Annotated in this window: 16 protein-coding genes; all 16 read right to left on the bottom strand. The window is 36.8% G+C overall.

Annotation, left to right across the window (positions count from 1 at the left end):
* Positions 1–1,047, bottom strand: a complete 1,047-nt coding sequence (locus MKY60_RS07210) for an ABC transporter permease (protein WP_093494496.1) — start codon at positions 1,045–1,047, stop codon at positions 1–3.
* On the bottom strand, positions 1,037–2,587 hold the full coding sequence (locus MKY60_RS07205) for an ABC transporter ATP-binding protein (protein ID WP_241595837.1): 1,551 nt from the start codon (positions 2,585–2,587) through the stop codon (positions 1,037–1,039). The genes MKY60_RS07210 and MKY60_RS07205 overlap by 11 nt, the downstream gene beginning before the upstream one ends.
* A gap of 143 nt (positions 2,588–2,730) precedes the next feature.
* Positions 2,731–3,816: a BMP family lipoprotein gene (locus MKY60_RS07200; protein WP_241595840.1), complete on the bottom strand. Its 1,086-nt coding sequence runs from the start codon at positions 3,814–3,816 to the stop codon at positions 2,731–2,733.
* A 46-nt stretch (positions 3,817–3,862) separates the two neighbouring features.
* Positions 3,863–4,591, bottom strand: a complete 729-nt coding sequence (locus MKY60_RS07195) for a GntR family transcriptional regulator (RefSeq protein ID WP_093494493.1) — start codon at positions 4,589–4,591, stop codon at positions 3,863–3,865.
* Between the two features lie 198 nt (positions 4,592–4,789).
* Positions 4,790–7,033, bottom strand: a complete 2,244-nt coding sequence (locus MKY60_RS07190) for a DNA translocase FtsK (RefSeq protein WP_090563559.1) — start codon at positions 7,031–7,033, stop codon at positions 4,790–4,792.
* A 790-nt stretch (positions 7,034–7,823) separates the two neighbouring features.
* Positions 7,824–9,491, bottom strand: coding sequence for a ribonuclease J (locus tag MKY60_RS07185; protein WP_241595847.1), 1,668 nt, complete (start codon positions 9,489–9,491; stop codon positions 7,824–7,826).
* Positions 9,492–9,885: 394 nt separating this feature from the next.
* Positions 9,886–10,767, bottom strand: coding sequence for a 4-hydroxy-tetrahydrodipicolinate synthase (gene dapA, locus MKY60_RS07180; RefSeq protein ID WP_340879402.1), 882 nt, complete (start codon positions 10,765–10,767; stop codon positions 9,886–9,888).
* A 2-nt stretch (positions 10,768–10,769) separates the two neighbouring features.
* Positions 10,770–11,816 (bottom strand): aspartate-semialdehyde dehydrogenase, encoded by a 1,047-nt coding sequence (locus MKY60_RS07175; RefSeq protein WP_340929275.1) that lies wholly within the window; start codon positions 11,814–11,816, stop codon positions 10,770–10,772.
* A 78-nt stretch (positions 11,817–11,894) separates the two neighbouring features.
* A complete protein-coding gene (locus tag MKY60_RS07170) occupies positions 11,895–12,482 on the bottom strand; it encodes a dipicolinate synthase subunit B (protein WP_090562436.1) in 588 nt (195 codons plus the stop codon).
* Entirely contained in the window at positions 12,482–13,282 is an 801-nt protein-coding gene (locus MKY60_RS07165) for an NAD(P)-dependent oxidoreductase (RefSeq protein WP_340929274.1), read from the bottom strand. Before MKY60_RS07165 ends, MKY60_RS07170 begins: the two co-directional genes overlap by 1 nt.
* A complete protein-coding gene (locus MKY60_RS07160; protein ID WP_090562440.1) occupies positions 13,279–13,554 on the bottom strand; it encodes a YlmC/YmxH family sporulation protein in 276 nt (91 codons plus the stop codon). The genes MKY60_RS07165 and MKY60_RS07160 overlap by 4 nt, the downstream gene beginning before the upstream one ends.
* A 726-nt stretch (positions 13,555–14,280) precedes the next feature.
* Positions 14,281–15,510, bottom strand: a complete 1,230-nt coding sequence (locus MKY60_RS07155; RefSeq protein WP_340929271.1) for a M16 family metallopeptidase — start codon at positions 15,508–15,510, stop codon at positions 14,281–14,283.
* A gap of 94 nt (positions 15,511–15,604) precedes the next feature.
* Entirely contained in the window at positions 15,605–17,725 is a 2,121-nt protein-coding gene (pnp, locus tag MKY60_RS07150) for a polyribonucleotide nucleotidyltransferase (RefSeq protein WP_090562448.1), read from the bottom strand.
* Between the two features lie 155 nt (positions 17,726–17,880).
* Positions 17,881–18,150, bottom strand: coding sequence for a 30S ribosomal protein S15 (gene rpsO / locus MKY60_RS07145; protein ID WP_090562453.1), 270 nt, complete (start codon positions 18,148–18,150; stop codon positions 17,881–17,883).
* A gap of 852 nt (positions 18,151–19,002) precedes the next feature.
* On the bottom strand, positions 19,003–19,956 hold the full coding sequence (gene ribF / locus MKY60_RS07140; RefSeq protein ID WP_340929269.1) for a riboflavin biosynthesis protein RibF: 954 nt from the start codon (positions 19,954–19,956) through the stop codon (positions 19,003–19,005).
* 1 nt (position 19,957) lies between these two features.
* Positions 19,958–20,878: a tRNA pseudouridine(55) synthase TruB gene (gene truB / locus MKY60_RS07135; protein WP_340929267.1), complete on the bottom strand. Its 921-nt coding sequence runs from the start codon at positions 20,876–20,878 to the stop codon at positions 19,958–19,960.
* Positions 20,879–20,888: the final 10 nt, after the last annotated feature.

Raw genomic sequence — 20,888 nt, 5'->3', positions numbered from 1 at the left:
TTATTTCGCCTCCTTTTTCTTGTTCGCTTTTTCAAGGAAATAGCGAATAACGTAACCACATGCTACGAAGAATATAATAATAGCTATTACAATTGAAACTATTTCTACTGGAATACCAGCTTCGTTTGGCATATTGAGAGCTCCATATTTTAATGATCCAAATAGCACCGCACCAAAAATTACTCCCAGTGGAGTATTCGCTCCTAATAAGGCAACTGCGATTCCATCAAAACCAATACCAGTAAATCCACCTTTAACATTTGCGTATTGGAACGTACCTAACGCTTCCATCGCACCAGCTAGTCCAGCAAATGCACCGGAAATTACCATAGAAAGAATAATATTTTTGTTCACATTCATACCTGCGTACTCAGACGCATGTTTGTTAAAACCAACTGCTTTTAACTCGTAACCAGTTGTTGTTTTTTCTAATAAAAACCACATCAATAACACCATTGCTAATGCTATGAAAATACCATAATGCAAACGGGAATAATCTGTAATACTTTCGAAAAATGCAGACTTTAAGGAAGCCGTTGCATTAATCGTTCCTGTATTGTCTCCGCCATCCGATACAACTTTTATCAATGCATTTGTTGTATGTAAAGCAATATAGTTCATCATGATTGTTACTATTACTTCATGGACCTGTAATTTTGCCTTTAAAAGACCCGGAATGAAAGCCCATAATGCTCCAGCTAAAGCTGCTGCGATAATTGCAAATGGTAAATGGATATACATAGGTAGATCAAATGCAATCCCAACATAAGCTGCTGCAAACCATCCTACTAATAATTGTCCTTCAACCCCAATGTTAAATAATCCTGTACGGAAAGCAAATGCTACTGATAAACCTGCAAGTAAATACGGAGTAATTTGACGAATAGTCTCTCCAATTGCATAAGTATCCCCGAAAATACCATTCCAAAGTGCAGCATAACCTTGCACCGGATCATATCCACTTACTAGCATGACAATGGCTCCTACGAGCAATCCTAAAATAACAGAAATTACAGGGACAAGTATATTGACTACTCTATTCGACATGAGTTGTTTCCCCCTGTTTATCTATGTTTGAATTCTTTTTTTGACCTGCCATCAATAATCCTAACTCTTGTTCAGAGGTTTCTTTAGGCAATAATGTATCTACAATTTGTCCATCATAGATAACTGCAATGCGGTCGGATACATTCATAACCTCATCTAATTCAAATGAAAGTAAAAGTACCGCTTTACCCTTATCTCGTTGTTCAATAAGACGCTGATGAATAAATTCAATAGCTCCTACATCGAGTCCACGTGTTGGTAATGCCGCGATTAACAATTCTGGATCACGTATAACTTCTCGTCCAATAATTGCTTTTTGCTGATTTCCACCAGAAAGTGCACGAGCAGGTGTGTGTTCCCCTTGTGTGCGAACATCAAAGTCGTTAATAATTTTTTGAGCTAGCTCGGAAACTTTTGAATAATTCATAATCCCATTTTTCGAAATAGGATCTTGATAGTAAGTTTGTAATGCAATATTATGACCGATAGAGAAGTCTAAAACTAAACCATGCTTATGACGATCCTGCGGAATATGACCTACACCAGACTCTGTAATTTTACGTGGTTTTTTATTGGTCAAGTTGGTTCCATTTATCATTATTGAACCAGACTTTGATTTCCGTAGACCAGTGATTGCCTCGATTAATTCACTTTGCCCATTGCCATCAATTCCTGCAATCCCTAGTATTTCACCCTTACGGACAGTTAAGTTTAATCCTTTAACTTTATCGATTCCACGATAATCTGCTACGACTAGGTCCTTTATAACGAGTGTATCATCTGTAGGATGTGCTTCACTTTTGACAGTCTTAAATTCTACTTGTCTACCAACCATTAATGATGCCAATTCATTTGGATTTGTTTCCGCGGTAACCACAGTACCAATTCCTTCACCTTTACGAATAACGGTAACTCGATCAGATACATCCATAATTTCTTTTAACTTATGCGTGATCAAAATAATTGATTTACCCTCTTGTATTAAGCGCTTCATAATTTGGATAAGCTCATTAATCTCTTGAGGAGTAAGCGAAGCAGTCGGCTCATCAAATATCAGTATATCTGCACCGCGATAAAGCGTTTTCAATATTTCAACTCGCTGCTGCATGCCAACAGAAATATCTTCAATCTTTGCATTAGGGTCTACATCTAATCCATACATTTCTGAAAGCTTTTGAATTTTCTTTGCTGCATCTTTAATATTGACAATGCCTGCTTTTGTTAGCTCATTTCCTAATATTATATTTTCTGTTACTGTAAAATTCTCAACAAGCATGAAATGCTGATGGACCATCCCAATACCTAACTCATTCGCAACATTTGGGTCCGTAACTTTAACAGTCTTTCCTTTTACTTTTATCTCGCCGGCCTCAGGTTGATATAACCCAAATAATACGTTCATAAGGGTGGATTTACCAGCTCCATTTTCTCCTAAAAGAGCATGTATTTCGCCCTTTTTTAACTGAAGGGTAATGTTATCATTTGCAACAAACGATCCAAACTCTTTCCGTATGCCAAGCATCTCTATTACATATTCCAATGAATTCACTCCCCACTATAATACTAGTACTAAATTAATACAGGAAAGACTTTATACTTTGAAAAGTTAAAATCTTTCATCTATTAATTTAAAATATCATAAAGACCGAGAAAATTCGGTCTTTATGATGTTTGGTAATACTATTATTCTACTGTTTCAGGAACAACGATTTCCCCAGCAGCAATTTTGTCTGAGTATTCTTGAACTTGATCTAAAATTTCTTGTGGGATAGCTCCGCGAGAATCAGCAAGCTGAACTCCTTTTTCTGCTAAACCATAAGTTACTGTTTTCCCGCCAGGGAAGTTTCCAGCCATTGCTTCTTTTGCAATTGTTTGAACTGCAATGTCTACACGTTTTTGCATAGATGTAAGAGTTATATTTTTATCGCCAACTGCACCTTCTTCGTATTGGTCAGAGTCAACTCCGATAACCCATACGTTTGCATTAGCATCTTTTGTTTTACGTTCTTTTGCTTCTGCGAATACACCGTTACCAGTACCACCAGCAGCATGGAAAATAATATCTACGCCTGAAGAATACATACGGTTTGCAGTTGTTTTACCAAGTGCAGCGTCATCAAATTTACCAGTGTATTGTACATCTACTTTAATAGATGGGTCTACAGCTTTAACACCTTCTAAGAATCCAGCTTCAAAACGTTCGATTACTGGAATTTCCATTCCACCAACAAAACCGATTTGTTTAGATTCAGACATTAGAGCAGCAGCAACACCTGCAAGGAATGAACCCTCTTGCTCTTTAAACATTACAGATGCAACGTTTGGTTTATCTACGATAGCATCGATAATTGCAAGTTGTGCTTCTGGTTGTTGGTCTGCAATAGTACCAATCGGTTTTTCCATTAAGAAACCAATCCCATAAACTACATCAAAGTCACGACGTACTAAGCTATTTAAGTTTGTGATATAGTCAGCGTCACCAGTTGATTGAAGGTAGTCATATCCACCATCGCCTTTTTCAAGACCATTTTCTTTACCGAAAGCTTCAATACCTTCCCAAGCTAGTTGGTTGAAAGATTTGTCATCAACTCCACCAACGTCAGTTACCATTGCTAAAGAAAAATCTACTGCTTCAGTAGTACCCTCAGAACCTGTACCCTCTGAATCTTTTGGTTTAGTTGTTTCTTCATCTTTAGATCCACATGCTCCTAGAATTGTTCCAGCAGCTAGTACTAGTGATAGACCTAATCCAAATTTACGTTTTGTCAACTTGAAAACCCCCATTATTTTTCTTATTAGCAGGAATTATTACATTTTACACCCTTTTCCGAACAACGTGAAAGCTAAATTTATCTGCTCGAAAATAATTTTTCGAGTACAAAACCACACGATCGTTTTCATCGTAATGGAGTTGTTTTAAAACAAGCAATGAAGTTTCTGGCTCACAATTCAAAGTTGGTGATGCAATCTCGTGGTAACCCACAGGATCTATAAACGTCACCGCGTACGAAATATGTATTTCCCCAGACTCCTCTAATGCAGTAAAAATAGAGCCTTCTTCTCTAATGAGAAAATCATTAGGTAAATAATTTTTCGGAACCTTATCGACACAATATACAACTGGTTCGCCATTTGCAGTACGGACACGTTCCATCGTAACAATCGATTGCTCATCACCGCATTGAAATCTTAAAATATCATCCTCAGATGGAATCGCTTGCATAGAACTCAAGTAAATAGTACCTGGCTCCATCCCAGCTTTACGAATCATAGAAGAAACGCTTGAAAGCTGTTCGATACCTGATGTGAAAATTGGCTTAGAATTTACAAAGGTACCCACACCATGCCGTCTGATTATTACATTTTCTTCTTCCAATAAGCGAAGAGCCTCTCTTAAAGTTGCACGACTTACTCCTAGCGACTTGGCTAATTCAAATTCAGAAGGAAGTTTTTCCTTTTCTTTAAATATGCCCTTATCGATGTCTTGTTTAAGACGATCAATCACTTGCAGATATAAATGACGATGGTCTACTTTTATTGTCATCTAAAACACCACCATTTTGAAGAGATCAGACCTCTGATGTAAAACTTTCCTACTAATCAGTCATACTATACCATTTTTAAAACGTGAAATAAATACTTTTATTTATATTAGGTTAAAAGTCGTTACAAAAACTTTATTGTTTTGTAATGATTTTGTCATACTTTTTTTAGAAAGTGTTATACTATTAAACCTTTTGACTCAAATAAATTCATCATCTACTGAGTGTTTGGAGACTAGAACCTGTCTTGGCTTACTTCCTTCATAAGGTCCGACAACTCCACTAAGTTCAAGCTGATCAATAATTCTGGCTGCTCTAGAATAACCGATTCTAAATCTTCTTTGAAGTAATGACACCGACGCAGTTTGCATTTCTGTTACAAGTTGAACAACCTCATCATATAATTCATCTCTATCTATTTGCCCTTCAGATTCTTCCACTTCGTCAGGAATCATTTCATCTTGATAATTTGCTTTTTGTTGTTCAATAACAAAATCTACAATTCTTTCAACTTCTGCATCTGACAAATATGCTCCCTGTACTCGCACCGGTTTGGAGCTACCAGCTGGGAGAAATAACATGTCGCCTCTACCTAATAGTTTTTCTGCTCCGCCCATGTCTAAAATAGTTCTAGAATCAATAGCTGAGGAAACTGCAAACGCAATTCTAGAAGGTATATTTGCTTTAATAATTCCTGTGATAACATCTACACTTGGTCTCTGTGTAGCAATAATTAAATGAATACCCGCAGCACGAGCCATTTGGGCTAAACGAGTGATAGAATCTTCTACATCATTAGAAGCTACCATCATTAAATCCGCTAACTCATCTACAATTACAACTATAAATGGAAGTTTTGGATGTTTTTCTTCATTTTCTTCATTCCATCTATCAATATGCTCATTATAACCTTCCATGTTTCGGGTTCCAGTATGTGAAAATAGTTCATATCTTCTTTCCATTTCAGATACGATTTTTTTCAAAGCTTGTGATGCCTTTCGTGGATCTGTTACCACCGGCGCAAGTAAATGTGGAATTCCATTATACATATTAAGCTCTACCATTTTTGGATCAATCATCATCATTTTTACTTCATGAGGTTTTGCACGCATCATAATACTTGTAATTATGCCATTGATACATACGCTCTTCCCACTACCTGTGGAACCTGCAACAAGTAAATGCGGCATTTTATTTAATTGTGCAAGAACAGCTTGTCCAGTAACGTCTCGACCAAAACCTATTAGTAGCTTCAGATTCGGTTTATTATTTTCTTCTGATTCTAGGACCTCTCGTAAGCTTACAATTGCTACTTCTTTGTTAGGTACCTCAATACCTATTGCCGATTTCCCAGGAATAGGTGCCTCGATCCTAATATCTCTAGCAGCTAAAGCTAGTGCAAGATCATCATGTAAACTAACGATTCTGCTAACCTTTACCCCAACGTCAGGTAGAACTTCATATTTAGTTACTGCTGGCCCTAAGTGAACTTGAGTAACCTTAGCTTTTACTCCGAAACTTAAAAATGTTTGCTCTAACTTTTTGGCATTTGCTTGAATTGCGTTTAGTTCTCCACTTTGGTCACTATAACCAGGGGAATCTAATAAGCTAATAGAAGGCAATTGATAATCTTCATTTTCAACTGTCACATTTTCCATATTAATCTCTAATGGTTCAACAGCTTCAGATGGTTCCTCAACCACTTCTTTTCTAGCTATTCGTTCAGTGAATGCTGAAATGATTGGCGACGAAGATTGTTCTACTTCTTCTGTTTCAACTGGAATTGCCTCTATTACAGTAACTGCTTCTTCTTGAGCAGCCTGTTTCTTGTTTCGACGGGACTGGCCCTTCGGTGGTGCTGGTGCTGGTTTTACTTTCTTTTTTTTCGTTCTATTTAGGAAACTTTCTTTTAGCTTCGGAAATGTCTCTACTAAGAATGGAACAAGTGCTTTTCCAGTCAGCAGAACGATCCCTATAAATAACATAAGCCAGCCTGCTACTTTTGCTCCTGCCGAATCGAAGAGAACATGGAATGTCGCAAAAAGAATGGCTCCTATTATTCCCCCACCTAACGAACTATTTCTATCGGTAATCCCACCACTTTCAACTAGAACACGATAACTTTCTCTTAGAACGGAATTTGTCACCAATGCTTTTCCTTCAAATAATTGCTGAAATAAAGCGATGTGACTAAACAATAGTAAACTGCTTAATATAAATGCACAGCCTAATAGTAGTCGATGATTCCATGCTGGAACTGATTGTTTAATCATAATTATAAGTGCATAAACGATGAGCATAAACGGAACCGCAATATGCCAATTACCAAATAAGAAATAACTTATATAAGCCAAGAATTCCCCAACAAGCCCATATTCAAAAAAAGAAATGATGGATAATCCAATAATTAGAAGTCCAATAATTTCATAAAGGAGCGGATGCATTGTTTTTTTTACTGGCTTTTTTGTCGGTCTTTTTTTCTTCCTTGCCAAAGTGTCACCTACTTTCTACATTTTATTGATATCACTTATAAAAAACACCCGGTCCTCTCAGAACAGAAACCCAGATATGCCCGTTGATCTCCGCTCCGAGCGGATGCTTTCCATGGGCACGGCTTCAGCCGCTTCCTTTGCTCCTGCGCAAGCTCGTCGCAAAAAAGATTTTCGCTACGCTCAGTCCAGGGTCTTCAGCTCGCGCTGTTCCCACTGGAGTCACCTCTCTGCGCTCCATCAACTAGGTCCACTTTATTTAAACGAATAATTGGATATAAAACCGCCTAAATATACGTGTTTTAGCTTTAAGTAAGTAAGGATGAAGTGAATTCAGATAAAAGAAAATCTATTTTCTTCCTTCATAATAAAATAACATACCTACGGGCAGTCGGTTTTTATCCCTATAATTGCTTTAAATAACCTTGTTATTTCAGCGATATACTTTGCTAAATCTTAAAGTGCAGTACTACCCATTATATTGATTGTAGTGAAATGTGGCGACTCTGAAAGCCCCGCAGGAACGTAGGGACGAGGAGATTGAAGCCATGCTCGCGGAAAGCTTCGACCTGTTTTTACATTGCTGCGCTTGCTTCGAAACATGAAAGTACGTTGTAACGGAAATAACAGTATTATTCATTCTTTCAAATTCCATGAATCCAGTCTTCACACTACATTTTTAAATACTTCCTTTAAGATAAAAAGGATTTCCTTTCGTATTCGGAAAGGAAATCCTTAATTCACATTAATATTCCATAATAATCGGGATGATCATTGGACGTCTTTTTGTTTGCTGGAATAAATATGAATTTAGCGTATCACGGATTTCTTGTTTTATGTTTGTCCATTCAAACGTTTCTTTATTCACATATTTTTCAACAACTGTTCTTACTAAGTTAGCAGACTCGTCCATTAGCTCTTCAGACTCACGAACATAGACAAATCCTCTCGAAAGAATTTCTGGCCCGGAAGCAATTTTCTTCTGTGCTCTGTTTAGCGTTACAACTACAATAAATATACCATCTTGTGAAAGTAGCTTACGATCGCGCAGAACAATATTGCCTACATCACCAACACCAATTCCATCGATTAAAATGTTTCCAGCTTGAACTCGACCACTCATTCTCATTTTACCGCTCTTATATTCAACAATATCGCCTTTATCGGCAATGAAAATTTCCGATTTGGACATTCCAGTTGCTTGAGCCAATTTCGAATGGGCCATCAACATGCGATATTCCCCTTGGATCGGTATAAAGTATTTAGGCTTTGTTAAGTTAAGCATCATTTTCAAATCTTCTTGACTTCCATGACCGGAAACATGGACATTTTTTTCAGAAGTTAGTACTTTCGCTCCAACTTTTGCAATTTGGTTCATCGTGTTATACATCCCTACCTCCATACCAGGAGAAGGAGTAAAAGTGATTAAGACTGTATCTGTATCTTTTATTTTAATATCTTTATGGTGTTTACGAATCATTTTTTCTAAAGCTTCTAATGGTTCTCCTTGCGTACCAGATACAATGATTACAATATTTTCATCATTTTGTTTAGAGATTTCTTTAATAGAAATCATTGTATCCTCTTCTACATTGAAATACCCTAGATCTAAACCAATTTCAAAAATATTTTCTAAGCTTTTCCCTGCAATCGCAACTTTTTTCCCGGTTTCAATTGCTTTGTCAATTACTTGTTGAATACGGATAAAGTTTGATGCATATAGAGCAACAAGTATACGTCCTTTAGCAGCGTGGAATGTTTCTGATAATTGGTTTTCAATTACCGCTTCTGATGTGGTATAACCCGGTCTTTCTGCTTCAGTTGAATCAGATAGAAGAATAAATACACCATCTTCACCTAAACCAGCTATTTTTGCTATGTCCGGTCGATATTTTCCTTTAGCCGATTGATCAAACTTAAATTCCCCTGTGTGAACAATTGCACCTTCAGACGTATGGAAAACAATTCCCAGCGAATCCGGTATACTATGCGTTGTATGGAAAAAGGTTACATATGTACCTTGGAAATTCATCCGACTTTTGTTTGTTACTTCGAAAAACTTGACTGGTTGCTTTGTCGGCAACGCTTTTAAATGTGTTTTTGCCAGAGCTATAGTCAATTTAGAACCATAAACTGGTGCTTGTACCTTCTGTAGTAAATAAGAAATAGAACCAATCGCATCCTCGTGACCATGCGTTAAAAAGATTCCTTTTACACGTTCTTTGTTTTCCACCAAATACGTAATGTCTGGTATAACGATATCTATTCCTAGCATTTCATTTTCCGGGAACATTAATCCACTGTCTACGATAAATATTTCTTCATCTATTTCTACTACATACATTGCTTTTCCGATTTCCCCAACTCCACCGAGCGGTATAATTCGAATAAGTTCATTTTTTACTTTTACCAAATCTTTTCCTCCTATAAATCAATTACGCCTCGATATTACGTCCAGATTTTGAATTGTACTTAGGCCTGCTTAATGCAGGTCAGTTAGCTACTATCGCATGAATACGACGATTTTATATCAGCAACTTCTAAGAGTCTGTTCAAATTCTGTGAGATCCGCCAGAGGCTTAAATTATCAGCAAGTGCTAATACTCACCGAGTTGTTATAACATTTTAGTATTCATCTCTACGCTTTCTCCAGAAGTGAGAGACATCTATTCCTACGTTTGCTTGTTAAATTTTTACTGAAGAAGGTAACCCGACCAACATCCACTAATCTTCATTATATCGGACGTCAACGATTCACACAAATAAAAAAAAGGCTGAAATAGGAAATTTTCAGCCTTTCCACTAAATTATTTAGTATTCAAGTATTGTTCCCATACTACATCAAATTCCCTTTTTTCGCTTTCCGCCATTTCAATAAGCGGTAGGCGTAAACTTCCTGCATCTATCCCTACCTTCGAAAGTGCATATTTTACAACAATCGGATTGGGATGTTTGAATAACGCTTGTATTAGCGGCAATAAGGATTGATGAATTCGTGAAGCTTCCTTATGATTACCAGTTCTAAAAGCTTCAATCATTTCATGCATTTCATTCCCCACAATATGAGAAGCAACTGAAATAATTCCGGAGCCCCCTATCGCTAGTAAAGGAAGAGTTAATGAATCATCTCCACTATATACTTCCAAATTACCTTTTGTTTCTGACAGAATTCTGGTCATCTGTTCTAAATTTCCATTAGCTTCTTTTAGAAATTTAATAGATGGAATTTGACTCAACGTTACCATTGTCTCCAACTCCATATTTATAACTGAACGGCTTGGAATATTGTAAACGACAATTGGTAAAGTAGTTGCATTTGCGATTGCAGTAAAGTGGGCAATTAACCCTCGTTGATTTGGCTTATTATAATATGGTGTAACGATCATAAGACCATTTACTCCAAGAGCCTCCGCCTTTATAGACAAGTCAATAGATGCTATTGTACTATTACTTCCTGTACCTGCAATAACAGGAACTCTATTATTCACTTTCTCTACAACGAATTTCAGTAAACTTAGCTTTTCTTCGGTTGATAGGGTAGGAGATTCCCCTGTTGTACCGGTAATGACAAGGGAGTCAGTCCCTGTCGCAAGTAAATGTTCGATTAATAGTTCTGCCTGTTCATAATTGATAGAACCGTCTGACCGAAATGGGGTAACCATTGCCGTAGCAATAGAACCTATATTCATTTTTACACCTCTTTTAATATACCTTCAGAAATAAGTGCTTCTGCAATTTGTATAGAGTTCAGAGCTGCACCCTTCAATAAATTATCTGATACAATCCACATATGAAATCCTTTATCATTCGATGGGTCTTTTCTTAAACGGCCTACAAATACACCGTCCTTATCCTCAGCGTAGTACGGCATAGGGTATAATTGTTGATCAGGAGCATCCTGTAACGTAATACCCTCAGAATCTGCAAGAAGTTGCCTTACCTGATCAAGAGTGACGTTATCTTGTTCTACTTCTATATATACAGATTCGGAATGCCCCGTCACAACTGGTACCCTTACACATGTAGCTGCGATTGAAAGATTCGGTAAAGACATAATTTTTTTCGTTTCATTCATCATTTTATGTTCCTCAAATGTGAAACCATCTTCGGTGAATACATCAATTTGTGGAATAACATTTCCGGCAATAGGATAATGCTTTTCAGCACTTTTCACTGGTAAAATTTCTGGTTTTACTTGTTTATCTTTTATACTTTTGGATTGTGTAGTTAGTTCGTTAATAGCAGCTGCACCTGCACCAGACACTGCTTGATAAGTAGACACTATAACTTTGTTCAAACCAAATTTCTGTCTAATAGGTTCAAGTGCGCAAACCATCTGAATAGTAGAACAATTCGGGTTAGCAATAATCCCTGTTTGTTCATGCAACGCTTGTTTATTCACTTCTGGAACTACTAGTGGCGTATCTTTATCCATCCGGAAGGCGCTTGTATTGTCGATAACTATTGCTCCTCTATTAGTAGCTTCTTTTGCTAAAGCTTTCGATATAGAACCACCAGCAGAGAAAAATGCTACGTCAACACCTTCAAAAGCCTCCGGCGTCGCCTCTTCAATTGTATAAGTGCTCCCATTTACTTCTACTTTTTTTCCAGCTGATTTTTTGGAAGCTAATAATTTTAAAGTTGTATATGGAAAACTTCTTTCTACCAATTTTTCGATAATCTTTTGACCGACTGCACCCGTCGCTCCAACTATTGCTACTGTATACCCCTGTGACATGAAAAGCTCTCCTCCTAGAACAATGCTATTTTTCGATATTGTATTATATTATACATGAAAATACATCGTCATCAATATTTATAATTCGTGAGAAATTAGTAAAGGCTGTAATTGTTTAAATTGAATTGCATGTTCTACTGTTGGGACTATTTTCGTAAAATCAGCAATAAGTGAGTTTGGTTTGTTATGAGGGCTATCTTGGCCGAAGGGGATAAAGTATATATTTTTGGTAGAAAGTAGTTTCATAATATTCATACCATTCAATCCTAATGCATCATTTGTTGATATTCCGAGCACTACTGGTTTTCCATTTCGTAATGTAGCCTTTGCTGCCATTAACACCGGAGAATCTGTTTGAGCATTGGCCAGTTTACTAATAGAGTTCCCAGTCATGGGAGCGATTACCATACAATCCAATGGGTTTGTCGGTCCAAATGGTTCTGCTTCTACTATTTTTGATACTACTTTACTACCACTTGCCTGTTCAATTTTCTGTATCCATTCCTCACCTGTTCCAAAACGTGTTGCCGCAGTCAGTACAGAATAGGTAATAATAGGAACTACAGTTGCTCCTAAATCCGTAAACTGTTTAATCATTGGAATTACTTCCTCATAAGTACAATGAGAAGCAGTAATCCCTAATCCAATTCGAAGATCCTTTAACACTATTTTTCCCCCTCCAGTAAAGCCAATTGAGTTTGCACAGCCTTTGCTATTAAATATCCTGCATCCTTCGGAAAATACAAGCCTGGTAAGCTAGTGGAGTGTATATAATTTGTAGGGATTGAATTGGCTGACTCGAGTAGACATCCTGGATTTGAAGCTAGATCATAAACTTTTTTAAATCTAGTCGTATCGGACGGGCTGAGCCATCTATTTGGAATGGTATTAATTAGATAGGTTGAGAGGCCACCTTGTTTTTTAACTGCATGCTCCAATTGCTCTATTTGGTACCCATAACTTTTTGCTTCAAATAACTGATGATCAGAACGTACCGAGATAATTACCTCGGCACCTAAATGATGCAGGGCAAAAGCCAGTCTTTTTCCTACTCTTCCGTAGCCTGTAATGATGAATTTTTTGTTATATATTGATTCTTTTTCGCTTCTATAGAAGTCATTTATGAATCCCTCTGCTGTCAGATTTGCATTTTCCCAAATCCACTGTTCATCCTCTAAATAATTAAAAGCATGGACTTGGCTATTTTGTATTTCCTGTTCAATCTGTTTATTCTTTTTTCCAACGAAAAGGAGAAGACATGACTCTGGCAAAACGAAAGAACTTTCAATTTGTAATGGTGGTATAGGTAAAAAGATTATGTTAGGTTGAAAATCGTTTATTTCAGCTTTGAGTTCTTCCGTCCAAATCATCGTTGGAAATATTTTCACATCTAGTAAGTTATCTAATGTTTCTTGTAAAAACGGTAGACGGGCATCTGTACCTATGATTGCACATTTTTTTTTCACGAATATTCACTATTTCCAATTTCATAGTTTGCTTCATTAAACAGGATTCTGTCTTTTCCAATGAGAATAATTTCTTCCCATGCAATAAATTCTTTTTTCTTACCAGATTTATTCCCTTGAAAAAATGAACCTGTTGTTCTTTGAAAAACTTCAAAACCTTCAATTTTTCCATTCTCAGGATTGAAGAGTAATTCAGTATCTGCTAGCTTGCCATACCTTGCGCCGTCCTTAACTTGGATAAGTTCTTTTTCTGCAAGTTCCGAAAGTAACAATCATTCTCCCCCTTATTGATTTCTATTTATATATATGCCATTTCACAGTACAAAGTGAATAAAAGAAAACCTGGGCTCTAAGACGCACGGTTCTTAAAGTACAAAACCTGCTTCTAGCTTTTTCAGTAGGCTTTAGTCAGACTTGCTATATTATTACCGTATAAATTTTTAGGGATGCTGATCGGTAATTTTATGGCGTTTGTCTGTCCCTTGCACTCCTACAACTCTTAGAAACAGGTTAGTTCGTTTTTGGATAACTAGAGAAAAGATGTTACATATTCATAGAGTAAGCTCTCGAAGATGCAATTTCGTTCGCTATTTTGCTTCTTTAATTAGTGAACACTCACTATTTCCTTTTATTTCTACTAGTTCTAAAGAATATCTACTTTCTTCATCCTTCATGACAAAATAGTATCTCTAATTCAACAGACGGTTTTATCCCTATATTAACATTTACTACTCTTATCATCTAAGCGATAGGCTATTCTATATCTTATAGTATAGTACTACATATTTTATATTGATTGTAGCGGAAGGCGGCGACTCCAGCGGGATTAGCTTGAGCTGAAGACCCCGCAGGGAGCGCAGCTAACGAGGAGGCTGAAGCCAAGCCCGCGGAAAGCGTCCGCCTAGAGCGAAAATCAGCAGTATTATCCATCATTCCAATTCCCATTACCCCAGTGTTCAATGACCATTTTTATATATTTCCCATATAAAAAAAGCCGATCAGTTTTGATCGACTTTTGGTTTGATGATGGAAATAGCTGGTTTGTGAGAAAATGTTTCTGCAGCAAGGTCCATTACTGATTGTAATGTAACTTCATCAATTGATTCACTTACTTCATCTAATGAACGATGTTCTCCGTAGAGTAATTCATTTTTTCCGTTACGGCTCATTCTAGCATTAGAACTCTCTAATCCAAGAAGTAAATTACCTTTTAGTTGCTCTTTAGCATTAGAAACTTCTGTTTCAGTAAATCCCTTTTCAAGGACGGATTGTATCGTTTGCTGAATAGACTCTGATAGTTCTTCTAGTTGGTTGTTTGAAGTACCACCATATATAGCAAGTGCCCCTGTGTCTTCATAGGAAGAATGATAAGAATAAATAGAGTACGCGAGACCTTTTTCTTCTCTGATTTCTTGGAAAAGCCTAGAGGACATGCTACCACCCAAAATATTATTCATCACGACTAAACTATAAATATTATCAGCTTTTACGCTTAAACTTGGATAAGCTAAACAAAGATGTGCTTGCTCTGTCTCTCTAAAGTTTTCCACATGCACTGCTTTCAAATTAGGGGTTGCTACATGTATTTTCTCATTACTATTTTGATCTAATTGACTAAATAATGTTTCAATATGCTGTATTAGTCCTTCAGGAATATTTCCCGCAACAGAAATGACTACATTTTCTGGCGTATAATGTTTTTTCATATAAGCCAAAATCTTTTCTTTTGTGAAACTATTCAATGTTTCCTCTGTTCCAAGAATAGGAGATCCTAGAGGATCATTTTTGTACATCGCTTGCCATAAATATTCGTGAACGATATCATCTGGTGTATCCTCTACCATATTAATCTCTTCAAGAACAACCTGTCTTTCTTTCTCTATTTCATTTGCATCAAATTGAGAATGAAAAAACATGTCTGCAAGTATTTCTACTGCATGTTCGGCATGATGATCCAATACCTTTGCATAGTAGCACGTATTTTCTTTTGAAGTGAAGGCATTGATATTTCCACCAATACGATCGAATTCTTCTGCAATTTGCTTTGCTGTTCTCTTTTCAGTTCCTTTAAATAACATATGTTCAATGAAATGAGTTAAGCCATTTTCTTCTGGCAGCTCATATCTTGACCCAGCTTGCACCCAAATCCCTACAGCTACAGAACGTACATATGGGATGTGCTCAGACACAATCCGAAGCCCATTCTTACATGTAATTTTGTTTATCAAATTAACACCTCTGTTTATTCTATTCAGCTATTTAAAAAGGTTGCCGTAGCTACATGTCTACGGTCAACCTTTTATGTCGTGCTGATATTGTTGATTATTTGTTTTCTTGTTGCTCAGCGCGTTCTTTTTCTTCCTTAATTACAACTTTACGAGATAAGTTGACACGACCTTGGTTGTCGATCTCGATTACTTTCACTAAAAGCTCATCACCTAATTTAAGGACGTCCTCTACATTTTTCGTACGTTCCTCTTGAATTTCCGAAATATGCAATAAACCATCTTTTCCTGAGAAAATCTCTACGAAAGCACCGAATTTTTCAATTCGTTTTACTTTTCCTAAGTAATATTCGCCAACCTGGGCAACTCGCACGATGTTTTCGATAATTTCTTTTGCACGTGCAATCATCTCTTCATCAGCTGAAGCGATATAAATTGTACCATCTTGCTCTGTATCAATTTTCACGCCTGTTTCATCGATAATTTTATTAATTTGTTTACCACCTGGTCCAATTACATCACGGATTTTATCCGGATTAATCTTGATAACAACAATTTTAGGCGCATATTTAGACAATTTCTCACGTGGGTCAGAAATTGTTGCAAGCATACTTTCTAAAATTTGCATACGGCCAATTTTAGCTTGTTCTAACGCTTCTTCAAGAATTGTTCTTGATAACCCATCAATTTTAATGTCCATTTGAAGTGCTGTGATTCCTTTAGATGTACCAGCTACTTTAAAGTCCATATCTCCTAGATGATCTTCCATCCCTTGAATATCCGTTAAAATTGTATAATGTTCGCCTTTTTTCACAAGTCCCATTGCAATACCCGCAACAGGTGCTTTTAAAGGAACACCTGCGTCCATCATCGCAAGAGTAGACGCACAAATACTTGCTTGTGATGTAGAACCATTAGATTCTAATACTTCAGCTACTAAACGAAGTGTATATGGAAAATCAGCTTCATCTGGAATAACTGCTTCTAAAGCACGTTCTCCTAATGCACCGTGTCCAATTTCACGGCGACCTGGAGCACGAATAGGACCAGTTTCTCCAACACTAAATTGTGGGAAGTTGTAATGGTGCATGAAGCGTTTAGTTTCTTCTAGACCGATACCATCAATAATTTGAACATCACCTAGAGGTCCTAAAGTACATATACTCAAAGCTTGTGTTTGACCACGTGTAAACAATCCAGAACCATGTGTTCTAGGTAATACGCCAACTTCTGAAGAAAGAGGACGGATTTCCGCTACTCCACGGCCATCAGGACGAATTTTATCTTCTGTAATCAAACGACGAACTTCGTCTTTTACCATTGCGTCTAAAATTTCACGCACTTGTTTCAACGTTTCGTCTGTAGCTTCTTTTTCTGTGTATTGTTCTAAAACTTCTGTTTTTACTTCAGTAATAGCATCTTCACGAGCGTGCTTTTCTTGTACTTGAATTGCTTGTACAAGTTTTACTTCGCAAATGCCCTTCACTTCTTCGAAAAGCTCTTTATCCAACTCAAACAGAGGAATATCTTTTTTCGCTTTTCCAACTTCAGCTACTACTTTTTCTTGGAATTCGATTAACTTGATAATTTCATTATGACCAAACATAATTGCTTCAAGAACCGTTTCCTCTGAAACTTCTTTTGCTCCAGCTTCAACCATGTTGATAGCGTCTTTCGTTCCAGCAACAGTTAGATCTAAAGTGCTCTTCTCCATTTGCTCAACTGTAGGATTAATAATTAGTTCTTCGCCAATTAACCCAACTTGTGCACCTGCAATTGGTCCATCAAATGGAATGTCTGAAACGCTAAGAGCTAAAGAAGACCCTAACATTGCTGCCATCTCTGAAGAACAGTTTTGGTCAACAGACATAACGATTGAAATAACTTGTACCTCGTTACGGAATCCATCAGGGAATAAAGGACGAATTGGACGGTCAATTAAACGACTTGTTAAGATTGCACGTTCCGATGGACGCCCTTCACGCTTAATAAATCCACCTGGTATTTTCCCTACAGCGTAAAGTTTTTCCTCATAGTTAACTGTTAATGGGAAGAAGTCTAAATTCTTAGGGTTTTTCGATGCAGTTGCTACAGATAATACAGTAGTATCCCCGTATCTTACTAAAACTGCTCCGTTCGCTTGTTTTGCAAGTTGTCCTATTTCTACTTGCAACGGGCGTCCTGCCCATTCGTACGTAAATACTTTCTTTTCACTCATGTAATCTGGACTCCTCTCGACTTCAAAAACTCCTTAAAAAAAGGGTATATAATGGTTATATGTATCATAAGTAGTGTATCAAAAATCTTTCAACTATGCGAAGTTTTTTATGCAAAAGAAAAAGCGGGATAAATCCCGCTTTCCTAAATCGAATCTTATCGACGTAATCCAAGTTTTGCGATTAGATCACGGTAACGTGATACTTCGTTTTCACGTAAGTATTTTAACAAATTACGACGACGTCCAACCATTTTGAATAGACCACGACGTGAGTGATGATCTTTCTTATGAGTACGTAAATGTTCGTTTAAAGAGTTAATCTCTTCAGTAAGAATTGCGATTTGAATATCAGCAGATCCAGTATCACTTTCGTGAGTTCTGTACTCAGCGATTAGTTCATTTTTGCGTTCTTGTGTAATTGCCATGTTGTTTTCCTCCTAAATTCTAGTTATCCCCTAATCCTGAGCAATCGTTGGAGAATCGAAAAAGCCAAGGAAAGGTTAAGTACGGTATTGTACTTATAAAGATTATCATAAAAAGATTAGTGAAGCAACTAATTAGTAATAGAGAAAATTAATGATTCTTGTAAAAATCTGAGAAATTTTTATGTCATTGCACTAAAAATCTATATATTAATTCTCTGATTTCCGTTCCATACGGACGCTTTCCGCGGGCGAGGTTGAGCCTCCTCGCTTCACTCGCTGTGGGGTCTCGACTTACTCGCTGTTCCCGCTGGAGTAGCCGTATTGCACTCCAATCATTATGTGAGTAGTACTAATTATGGAGATTGAATACAGACTTATAATAAAAACTATCACTATCATTTTGACAAGCGTATTGAAAACTTCAAATTATAAAATAGAAATTTAACTCTATTAAAGGACGTAACTTCTGAGTAGACCAACCAGGAGTGCACAAAATAATACGTAAATTTTACCAGAACTTTCCGATCCATAAATAATGATTATATCATGGGATTTTTAACTACACTAAATTAGACCAATTTCTATGATCTATTCGATAGACTGTGCTATATCATATGTTGAATGCTACTCACTTCCTTGATTGTAGCGGAAGGCGGCGACTCCAGTGGGATTAGCTTGAGCTGAAGACCCCGCAGGAGTGCAGCAACGAGGAGGCTGAAGCCAAGTCCACGGAAAGCGTCCGCGTGAAGCCAAAATCCGTTTTTTTTCATTCTTTTAAGTCCCTTAAAACCAATTTTCACATGACTGTTTTAAAAAAGCTACCGAAATTAAACTTCGGTAGCAAATCTATTATCAGTCATCTTCTTTTTTAAAGAACTCAATTGCAACTTGCTTGTCTTTTCCGATTTGTTCTTTTAATTCTTCAATTCCATTGAATTTTTGTTCTGATCTAATGCGCTTATACCAAAGTACCGTTACTTCTTCACCGTAAATAGATTGATCAAAGTTAAAAATATGTACTTCAATTGAAAGCTTTTTCTCTTCGGGATTATTAAATGTTGGTTTATAGCCTACATTACATACACCTTCATGCCAAGTCTCCTGAACACAAATTTTAACTGCATAAACCCCAATTGCTGGTGTAAATTGCCCCTCAGATGGATCGACATTTGCCGTTGGGAAGTTAATAGTTCTTCCTCTTTTGTCTCCATGTATAACTACCCCTGTTAACTTAAAGGGTCTCCCTAATAATTCCTTTACTTGCTCCATATTACCAACAGTTAGCTCTGATCTAATACGAGTTGAGCTAATCTTGTCACCAACTAACTCCTTTTTATCTACAACCGATACTTTAAATCTACCATCAGAAAGAAGCTCCATATCTTTCATAGTTCCTTTTCCAAAAGCTCCAAATGAGAAATCAAAACCTGCTGTAACATGCTTTACATTTGCTTGTACAATAAAAAATTCGATAAATTGCTCAGGTGTTAATTTTGCAAAGTCGGAAGTAAACCGAACAACAAAAACCGCGTCCACTCCCAAGTTTTTCAAAATTTCTAGTTTTTCTTGAAGAGGTGTTATATAGAATACTTTTTCTTTTCTACCGCCTAATACTAATGAAGGATGGGGATCAAAGGTCATAACTGCCGTTTTAATATTTAACTCTTTTCCTCTATTAAGCGCTTCTTGAATTACTGCTTGGTGACCATTATGCACACCATCGAAAAATCCAATAGCCATAGAATATGCTTCGTTTGATTTATTGTTAAATAAATGATTGGGATAAGCTAAGTGATGTACGTCCATATTAATCTCCTTTTTCAGATGAAAACATTTTTTCTGGTTTCATCATACCATTTTTTGTTGGATGTTTAATATAAACTGCAATCGGATTCTCCAGCAATAAAAATACTACTTTCTCATTTTCAGCTAGTAATGGATGGATTTCTACTACTTGTCCATTCGTAATACTCTTTATGTTTTCATCATTCACTTCAATTGTTGGCCAACCCGATAATGCATCTTTTAAAGGGAGTAATGTATCTGACAAAGTTTGTCCATTAACAGCTTCCTGTACATTGGTTAAAGTTAGGCATTGAGCTTTAGTAAAGCTTCCTGAAGAAGTTCTAACCAAAGACGACATATGTGCAGGATAACCAAGAAGTTCACCAATTTGAACAGCAAGTGTTCGGATATAGGTTCCTTTTCCACAGTCAATTTCTATGTTAAAGGTAACCTCCTTGCCTGAAAAAGTACCTGCATCATCCAATAAGTTAATATTATGAATCATCACTTTCCTACTTGGACGTTCTACTTCTTTTCCTTCACGGGCATATTCATACAACTTTTTCCCGTTCACTTTGACTGCTGAATACATAGGAGGAATTTGAGTAATTTCTCCAGTCAACTCTTCTAATACTCCTAAAATTTGTTCACGGGAAAAAGATTTTAGGCTAGAGTCATTTTCTACAATATCTCCATCTGCATCTTCAGTCGTCGTTGATGTACCAATAGAAATAGTAGCTACATACGTTTTTCCTTGATCCATTATGTATTCAGACACCTTAGTAGCTTGCCCTAAACAGATGGGTAAAACTCCCTCAACACTAGGATCCAATGTTCCAGTATGTCCAATTCGTTTCATTTTTAGTATTTTTCTAAGTTTAAATACACAATCATGTGAAGTCATTCCTTTTTCTTTCCATAAAGGCAATATTCCTTCGTACATGCAGTTCACC

The organism is Psychrobacillus sp. FSL K6-1415, assembly GCF_038003185.1.
In the GTDB taxonomy this organism is placed as follows: Bacteria; Bacillota; Bacilli; order Bacillales_A; family Planococcaceae; genus Psychrobacillus; species Psychrobacillus psychrodurans.
The sequence above is the reverse complement of the archived record's forward strand: the minus strand, read 5'-3'. Positions and strand labels throughout refer to the sequence as shown.

Coding starts and splice junctions, on each gene's coding strand:
- MKY60_RS07210 (WP_093494496.1), bottom strand. CDS start 1,047: ATGTCGAATAGAGTAGTCAATATACTTGTCCCTGTAATTTCTGTTATT.
- MKY60_RS07195 (WP_093494493.1), bottom strand. CDS start 4,591: ATGACAATAAAAGTAGACCATCGTCATTTATATCTGCAAGTGATTGAT.
- MKY60_RS07190 (WP_090563559.1), bottom strand. CDS start 7,033: ATGCATCCGCTCCTTTATGAAATTATTGGACTTCTAATTATTGGATTA.
- dapA (WP_340879402.1), bottom strand. CDS start 10,767: ATGAATATAGGTTCTATTGCTACGGCAATGGTTACCCCATTTCGGTCA.
- MKY60_RS07175 (WP_340929275.1), bottom strand. CDS start 11,816: ATGTCACAGGGGTATACAGTAGCAATAGTTGGAGCGACGGGTGCAGTC.
- pnp (WP_090562448.1), bottom strand. CDS start 17,725: ATGAGTGAAAAGAAAGTATTTACGTACGAATGGGCAGGACGCCCGTTG.
- rpsO (WP_090562453.1), bottom strand. CDS start 18,150: ATGGCAATTACACAAGAACGCAAAAATGAACTAATCGCTGAGTACAGA.
- ribF (WP_340929269.1), bottom strand. CDS start 19,956: ATGGACGTACATCACTTAGCTTATCCCAATCATTTATTTAACAATAAA.
- truB (WP_340929267.1), bottom strand. CDS start 20,878: ATGTACGAAGGAATATTGCCTTTATGGAAAGAAAAAGGAATGACTTCA.